The sequence below is a fragment of the Geobacillus sp. ZGt-1 genome, assembly GCF_001026865.1.
Lineage (GTDB): Bacteria > Bacillota > Bacilli > Bacillales > Anoxybacillaceae > Geobacillus > Geobacillus thermoleovorans.
The window spans coordinates 16,672-24,509 of sequence record NZ_LDPD01000022.1 but is presented as its reverse complement, the minus strand read 5'-3'; the positions used below and the strand labels follow the sequence as shown (position 1 = coordinate 24,509).

Sequence of the window (7,838 nt, the reverse complement as noted above, 5' to 3'; positions counted from 1 at the left end):
TTCAAGGCGTTATTACCGATGATTGGCCAGCTGTTCGCGATACTCTTTTCCTTTTTGCACGTATGTATCAATCGACAGCTGGATGAGCTCAAGGTCTTTGTCCGTCAGTTCACGCACCACTTTTCCAGGCGAGCCAATGACGAGTGAGCGGGGCGGAATCTTTTTGCCGGACGGAATCAACGTGTTGGCGCCGATGATGCATTCTTCACCGATTTCGGCCCCATCCAAAATCGTCGACCCCATGCCGATGATCGAGCGCCGGCGGATCGTGCAGCCGTGAAGGATCACATTATGCCCGACCGTCACTTCATCTTCAACAATGAGCGGCGACCCTTCGTACAAATGGCAGGTCGTATTGTCTTGAATGCTCGTTCGAGCGCCGATCGTAATCGGTCCTTCATCGCCGCGCAGCACGGCATTGAACCAAATGGTCGATTCCGGACCGACGGTGACGTCTCCGATCAAATAGGCTCCCGGGGCAATGAATGCGGTTTCATGAACATTCGGACGTTTTCCGTTATACGGGTATAGCATCCCCACATCCCCCTTCATTTTATGTGTCATGATCAGTATAACACATTTTGCACGGGGGAGAAAATGGACGGAATGAACAATGTCTTTTCCCATCATCAATAAGCATAGATTCATGCACAATGCCTCGCGGAGCGAAAGCGGCAATGAGGCGGGCATCAGCCTTTGAGGGCAAGGCGAAGATCTGAAATTGCCGCTTCATGTTCAAGCGACCGGCGGCATAACATATCGATGATCCGCTCTTGGCGCAGCAATAGTTGCATTTGTTGCTCTTGATTCTGTTCAAGCCGTTTCACGATCACATCGATTTCCCGAATGGCTTGATGAACAGCGGCAAATCCCTTTGCCATGTCGGCTTTGATTTCATTCAACTCCGCTTTTGTCGCCATATTCGCTTTCATGTCCTCAAGTTCCTGCTTGGTAGCCATATTGGCTTTGATGTCTTCAAGCTCCTGTTTGGTGGCCATATTGGCCTTCATCTCTGCCATTTCCTGCTGCATGATTTCGAGCTTGTCCAAAATAAGATGCCACGGCTCGCTCATGGACAACATCCTTTCCTAATCGTCAATAAGATAAGGGAATTGCGGTGGACACAAAGATGCAGATGAGATGGAAAAGAGGAAATGGTGTTGTGGGGAAACGACGATTCCCTGCCATTGATTATACATGATCAACGAAAAGCGGAAAAGGGTTTTTCCTATAACGAAGAAAACGGAAAGGGAGAAATGTTTTTCAGAATTTTTATTTAAATAATATTATTTTTCTTAATATTATTGTTTTATTTACCATGATATAAATCATACAAAATTTTTTTGACAATATAAACATAATGAATTATTATATTAAAAGAATTTAAAGGAGGTAGGTAGTGGTTATGTCATCGATCGACAAGCAACAAATCGCTGCCAGCGTTCCCCAGCGCGGCTTTTTCGGCCATCCGAAAGGGCTGTTTACGCTCTTTTTCACCGAGTTTTGGGAGCGCTTTTCGTACTACGGCATGCGCGCCATTTTAGTGTACTACATGTATTACGAAGTATCGAAAGGCGGGCTCGGGCTTGATGAGCATCTGGCGCTCGCGATTATGTCGATTTATGGGGCGCTTGTGTACATGTCCGGAATCATTGGCGGCTGGCTTGCCGACCGGGTGTTTGGCACGTCGCGCGCGGTCTTTTACGGCGGCCTTCTCATTATGGCTGGTCATATCGCCCTGGCGATTCCGGGCGGGGTGACGGCGCTGTTTGTGTCGATGGCGCTCATCGTCTTGGGAACCGGGTTGTTGAAACCGAACGTTTCGAGCATTGTCGGCGATATGTACAAGCCTGGCGATGACCGCCGCGACGCCGGATTTAGCATTTTTTACATGGGGATTAACCTTGGCGCCTTTTTGGCTCCGCTTGTTGTTGGAACGGCCGGGATGAAGTACAACTTCCACCTTGGCTTCGGCCTTGCAGCTGTCGGGATGTTTCTCGGGCTTGTCGTATTTGTGGCGACAAGAAAGAAAAACCTCGGGTTGGCGGGGACGTACGTGCCCAACCCGCTGACGCCGGCAGAAAAGAAAAAAGCGGCTTCGATCATGGCCGTGGGGGCGGTCGTGATTGCCGTGCTGCTAGCAATCTTGATTCCGAACGGTTGGTTCACTGTGGAAACGTTTATTTCCCTTGTCGGCATCTTAGGCATCATCATCCCGATCATCTATTTTGTCGTCATGTACCGCAGCCCGAAAACGACGGCGGAGGAGCGGTCGCGCGTGATCGCTTACATTCCGTTGTTCGTCGCTTCAGCGATGTTTTGGGCGATTCAAGAACAAGGATCGACAATTTTGGCGAACTATGCGGACAAGCGGACGCAGTTGGATGTAGCAGGCATCCACTTGTCGCCTGCATGGTTCCAGTCGCTGAACCCGTTATTTATTATCATTTTGGCTCCGGTGTTCGCATGGATGTGGGTGAAGCTCGGTAAACGGCAGCCGACGATCCCGCAAAAATTCGCGCTCGGCTTGTTGTTTGCCGGCCTGTCGTTCATCGTCATTCTCGTGCCGGGCCATTTAAGCGGCGGAGGGCTCGTCCATCCGATCTGGCTTGTGTTAAGCTATTTCATCGTCGTGCTTGGTGAACTTTGCCTGTCGCCGGTCGGCCTGTCGGCGACGACGAAACTTGCGCCTGCGGCCTTCTCAGCGCAAACGATGAGCCTTTGGTTTTTATCGAACGCCGCCGCGCAAGCGATCAACGCCCAGCTCGTCCGCTTCTATACGCCGGAAAACGAAACGGCCTATTTCGGCACGATCGGCGGTGCGGCGCTTGTGCTAGGCTTGATCTTATTGGCCATTGCACCAAGAATCGGGAGATTGATGAAAGGGATTCGTTAAAGAATCTGATCCTCCTAGCCTTTATTGGCTGGGAGGATTTTTTTGATTTTTTACACCTACATTTTGTGTAGAGGCGGGAGACTTCTTGACAAGTGATGTTAAAAAATCCGCTGTTGCAGTAGTTATCATGACCATACCTTTTTCTCCTGCAAAACATTACATAGTTAGTGTAGAAAGGAGCATTCCCGTTAGGACATTTCTAGAGGGAGGAGAAACGATGGATTTTAAACATCAAGCCCGTCAGCTAGTTGGGCAGCGTGTGACTGTTGTGACGGTGCATGGAAAATTCCACGGAACATTATTGGGAGTTGGCGATGATTTTATTGTTATGCGGGTGAATATTGGAGGAAGACTACGGCGTATTCTGATCCGTTTGGCATTAATTATCGCGCTGCTTCGGTTAATAGGAACAGGAAGCGGATATGAACCTCATCGTTCGTCTGACGACGATGAATGGGAACGATATTTAATGGATGAGGATTGAACTATTCTTTACGATCGGGATATGATCGTGCAAAGATAAGTCGAAGAAAAACTGGGGGCAATGACAACTGCCTTACGGTCACTCCTTCTTAGGAAGCGTCCACGCACGGTTAGTGCAGGAGTTCGGACAAGGAAGGGGCAGATAGTTTAGATGGTGTCACACAAATCGATCGTGTGGCTTTTTTATTGAATCAGTCCAATTTTTGCGCAATTGGGGTGTTGGAATTTGGGCTTATCTTTTCAAGAAAATCAACTATAATGAACAGTAAGGAGAATCCGGATTCTCTAATCAAAAGTCCAAGGATTTGCACAACTAAATAAAAGGGAGCGCTCCATCATGATGCTCAATGCCCGTTGTATCCAACTTATGAAGTTGTTGCTTCGCTCTTCTCTTTATCTTACCGCTGACAAATTGGCGCAATCATTGAATGTATCCAAGCGAACGATTTATTACGATATACAAAAAACGAATGAATGGTTGCATCATGAAGGGCTGAAGCCGATTCAATATGCGCGCGGGCTCGGATTTCGCTTGGATGATGAAGTGAAACAAGAAATAACAACAAAGTGGAACACATTACAACCTGCCCGACATTACACATATCAGTCATGGGAGCGAAAAGCTTGGATTGGTTTATGGATTTTGACTCGCGTTCATCCACTGTATTTGTCTGATTTTTTAGAGAAATTACATGTAAGCAGGAGCACGTTGTTAAATGACATAAAGGAACTGAAAGAAGATTGGCAGTCATTTCAGTTGCAATTGTCATTCCATCGCAAAAAAGGGTATTTCTTATCAGGAAAAGAAATCCAAAAGAGGAAATTGATGATTCGTTATGTTCATCAACTATTAGCGACGATGGATGACCAGCATTTCGCTGCAGAGTTGTCAGCTGAGTGTCAATGGCCAATCTTTGATTGGATTCGCCAATTCGAGTCTGCTTTTTCTATTCGCTATGCGGGTGAGGTTATTCAAACTTTACCTATTTATCTCGCATTGTTCCAAAGACGGTGGGCTAGAGGCAAATTTGTGCAAATGGATGAGCAAGAAAAAGAAGTGCTAAGGTCAATGCGGGAATACCAGATTGCTGATCATCTCGTTAGACGAATTGAAAACGTTTCCCAAATATCTATTCCCGATGACGAGGTTTGTTATTTGACGACCCATTTACTCAGTTTTCGAGTTGCAGATGACAAGCAAATCGATCATAACGATGACATCACTACTTTGAAACGAATCATTCGACATATGGTGGATGATTTTCAAACTTATGCATGTGTACAATTCAAGCGTCGCGAAGAGTTGGAAAAAAATTTATTGGTTCATATGAAGCCTGCCTATTATCGACTGAAATATGGTTTTCATCTACAAAACGACCTGACCGAATCGATCAAAGCGAACTATCAAGATTTATTTACCTTAACGAAAAAAGTCGTCCATCATTTAGAAAGTGTAGTTGGCCAGCCGGTCAGCGACGATGAAATTGCTTATATCGCCATGCATTTTGGCGGATGGTTGGACAGAGAGGGGGTGTCGGTTCCAGTACGGAAAAAGGTGTTGATCGTCTGCGAGAGCGGGATTGGAACATCGCGAATGTTGCAAAAACAATTGGGGGAACTGTTATCAACGGTCGATGTCATTGGCGTCGTTTCAGCAAGGGAATATGATTATATTTCTCTTGAGGGGCATGTAGATTTTGTGGTGACGACAACGCCATTGCAACCGAAGGATGTGCCTGTTTATACGGTTCGCCCCATTTTAACAACGGAGGATAAAATGTTGCTTTTACGGGAGATCGAGGGATGGACGGAAACCACATCCCTTGATCTCGAAGTGGTGATGGACATCATCAAAAAACACGCAACGGTCATCGATGAAAAGACATTATATCAAGAACTAAATGCTTACTTTAGCCACAGCAAAAGAAAGGAGATTTGGCCAAAACCGATGCTAAAAGATTTGCTTACGAAGCGACATATTCAGATTATTGAAGAGGCAGGTGATTGGAAAGAGGCGATTGTGTTAGCAGCAAGACCATTATTGGAAGAAGGCTATATTACAAGTGAGTATATTGAAGCCATGATTCAAAACGTTCTCACACTCGGGCCTTATATTGTGATTACACCAGGAGTGGCCTTGCCTCATGCCCGGCCGGAGCAAGGCGCAAAAAAACTTGGTATGAGCTTTCTTCGAATCAAAAAAGGTTGTCTGTTTTCTGACAGGGAAGAAGATCGAGTGTATGTCTTGATTGTGTTGGCTGCCATTGATCATGAGACTCATTTAAAAGCGTTATCCCAGCTGACAACATTGTTGTCCAATCAAGAACATATTCAAATGTTGTTTAAAGCTGGATCTGTAGAAGAAGTATTGGCATTAGTGGAAATGTACTCTTAATAAAAAACAAATGGGAGGCGGGAAGGATGAAGAAAATTCTGGTTGTTTGTGGAAACGGGCTAGGCAGCAGTTTTATCATCGAAATGAATGTGAAAAAGGTGTTAAACGAACTAGGAATCGAAGCTGAAGTGTCCCATACAGATTTAACAACCGGNCAAACAGAAAAGGCGGATTTATATCTTGGAGCGAGAGATTTAGTGGAAGTACTTGATGACGGTACACGCAATGTAGCTAAGTTGACGAATATTCTTGACCTTGATGAATTAAAGCGAGTGTTAAGAGAGAGATTGTGACAACAATAAAAAAGCAGGCGATACGCCTGCAACAAAGAGAAACCTATGTAGAAAAGCATACAAAAAATAAAAATAGAAAACAAGAAAAAAGTCCATACAATAGCTCACTTATGGGTGAAAAGGGGGAATATTCGGTGTTTGATTTCCTTATGAAAGATGTGCTTGGTTCACCGGCCATTCTAGTGGGATTGTTTGCCTTAATCGGTTTGTTGCTGCAAAGGAAAAGTTTTCCAGAGATCGTTTCAGGCACATTAAAGACTGTCATGGGATTTATCATTCTTGGCGGCGGGGCCAATATTTTAATCGGTTCGTTGAATATCTTTGGGAAAATGTTCGAAAAAGCTTTTCATATTAAGGGAGTTATTCCAAATAATGAGGCGATTGTTGCCATTGCCCAACAAACATTTGGAAAAGAAACAGCGCTGATCATGTTATTTGGAATGGTAGTGAACATCTTGATCGCACGATTGACCCCTTTTAAATACATTTTCTTGACAGGGCATCATACGTTGTTTATGGCGTGTCTAATTTCTGCTGTTTTTGCGACGGGTGGAGTAACAGGTGTTCCGCTTGTCGTCATCGGTTCTATTATTTTGGGAAGTTTGATGGTGTTGATGCCCGCCATTTTGCAGCCGTATATGCGTCAAGTGACTGGAACGGATCAGATTGCGTTAGGGCATTTCGGTTCGCTCGGCTATTTTACATCGGCATGGATCGGGAAGTGGTTTGGAAACAAGACCCAATCTACTGAAGATATTAAAGTGCCAAAGTCATTGGGTTTTCTTCGTGATACATCGGTGGCCATGTCGTTGACAATGGTGCTGTTATTTTTTATTGTTGCTCCGTTTGCTGGAAAATCGTTTATCGAGAAGGAATTAAGCGGCGGTGTCAATTTTCTCGTCTTCTCTCTTATGCAAGGGATCACGTTTGCTGCAGGAGTATATGTCGTACTAGCAGGGGTGCGGATGCTTATTGCTGAAATTGTTCCAGCATTTAAAGGGATTGCGGATAAAGTCGTACAAGATGCGAAACCAGCGCTTGATTGCCCAGCTGTCTTTCCATACGCCCCGAATGCTGTTATTGTTGGATTCTTGTCGAGTTTTGCGGCTGGAATTCTTTCGATGTTTATTTTGCCGCTCGTTGGGTTAAAGGTCATCGTTCCAGGTTTAATTCCGCACTTTTTCACGGGAGCCGCTGCCGGTGTATTTGGCAACGCTACAGGGGGCAGACGGGGGGCAGTGCTGGGGGCGTTTGCTAATGGCATTTTGATTTCCTTTTTGCCGGCACTTTTGCTTCCAGTACTTGGATCGCTTGGGTTTGAAGGGACGACGTTTGGGGATTCGGATTTTGGGATTGTGGGGATTTTGTTAGGGTATTTGATAAAATGGTTTTTAAATTAAAAATTCACTCAGAACCGACTGCTTTACTTTATATAGAAAGCAGTCGGTTTTTAATTTATGTGATTGAATATTCTTTTTATTTAATAAATTCTATATTGACAGATAAATAATTTTTATGTTACATTCTAGCTAAAGTGGTATAGTGGACCAACCACTGATCCTCTAAAAACTTGCATCATCCACAACAGTAAAACCAGCTATTCACTACGTAAGGTTCACATTACCTATAATGTTTTCCTTGATTCATCCCAGAATCAGAAATGCTTATGAGAACGTTCGCTCTCCATCTAGCGTCAAAAAGAAATGCAGTTTAAAAAATAAAGATCAATTGACGTAACTGGGAAGGTAGCATCAAAAGTTCTATGAAAACT

The 7,838-nt window shown here is 44.7% G+C and carries 6 protein-coding genes and 2 pseudogenes; 6 read left to right on the top strand and 2 right to left on the bottom strand.

The annotated features are described in order from the left end of the window. Window positions 1-12: 12 nt before the first annotated feature. Window positions 13-534 (bottom strand): gamma carbonic anhydrase family protein, encoded by a 522-nt coding sequence (locus tag VU18_RS08490; protein ID WP_013523996.1) that lies wholly within the window; start codon window positions 532-534, stop codon window positions 13-15. 155 nt (window positions 535-689) lie between these two features. Further along, window positions 690-1,073, bottom strand: a complete 384-nt coding sequence (locus VU18_RS08485) for a hypothetical protein (RefSeq protein WP_020278622.1) — start codon at window positions 1,071-1,073, stop codon at window positions 690-692. A 332-nt stretch (window positions 1,074-1,405) separates the two neighbouring features. Between VU18_RS08485 and VU18_RS08475 the strand changes: the two genes are divergently transcribed. The 6 genes and pseudogenes from VU18_RS08475 (at window position 1,406) to VU18_RS08455 (ending at window position 7,467) form a co-directional block, all read left to right on the top strand. After that, the gene (locus VU18_RS08475) at window positions 1,406-2,896 is read left to right on the top strand and encodes a peptide MFS transporter (RefSeq protein ID WP_023633551.1); all 1,491 of its coding nucleotides are present in this window, start codon (window positions 1,406-1,408) and stop codon (window positions 2,894-2,896) included. A 217-nt stretch (window positions 2,897-3,113) separates the two neighbouring features. Next, window positions 3,114-3,380, top strand: coding sequence for a DUF2642 domain-containing protein (locus VU18_RS08470; RefSeq protein WP_011231505.1), 267 nt, complete (start codon window positions 3,114-3,116; stop codon window positions 3,378-3,380). Window positions 3,381-3,716: 336 nt separating this feature from the next. Then, on the top strand, window positions 3,717-5,774 hold the full coding sequence (locus tag VU18_RS08465; protein ID WP_047757981.1) for a BglG family transcription antiterminator: 2,058 nt from the start codon (window positions 3,717-3,719) through the stop codon (window positions 5,772-5,774). A 26-nt stretch (window positions 5,775-5,800) separates the two neighbouring features. Then, window positions 5,801-5,928 (top strand): annotated as a pseudogene (locus VU18_RS19840) (PTS sugar transporter subunit IIB); the annotation flags it as partial. A gap of 1 nt (window position 5,929) precedes the next feature. After that, window positions 5,930-6,067: pseudogene (locus VU18_RS19835) on the top strand (PTS lactose transporter subunit IIB); the annotation flags it as partial. A gap of 134 nt (window positions 6,068-6,201) precedes the next feature. Beyond that, the gene (locus VU18_RS08455; RefSeq protein WP_047757980.1) at window positions 6,202-7,467 is read left to right on the top strand and encodes a PTS ascorbate transporter subunit IIC; all 1,266 of its coding nucleotides are present in this window, start codon (window positions 6,202-6,204) and stop codon (window positions 7,465-7,467) included. Window positions 7,468-7,838 lie beyond the last annotated feature (371 nt).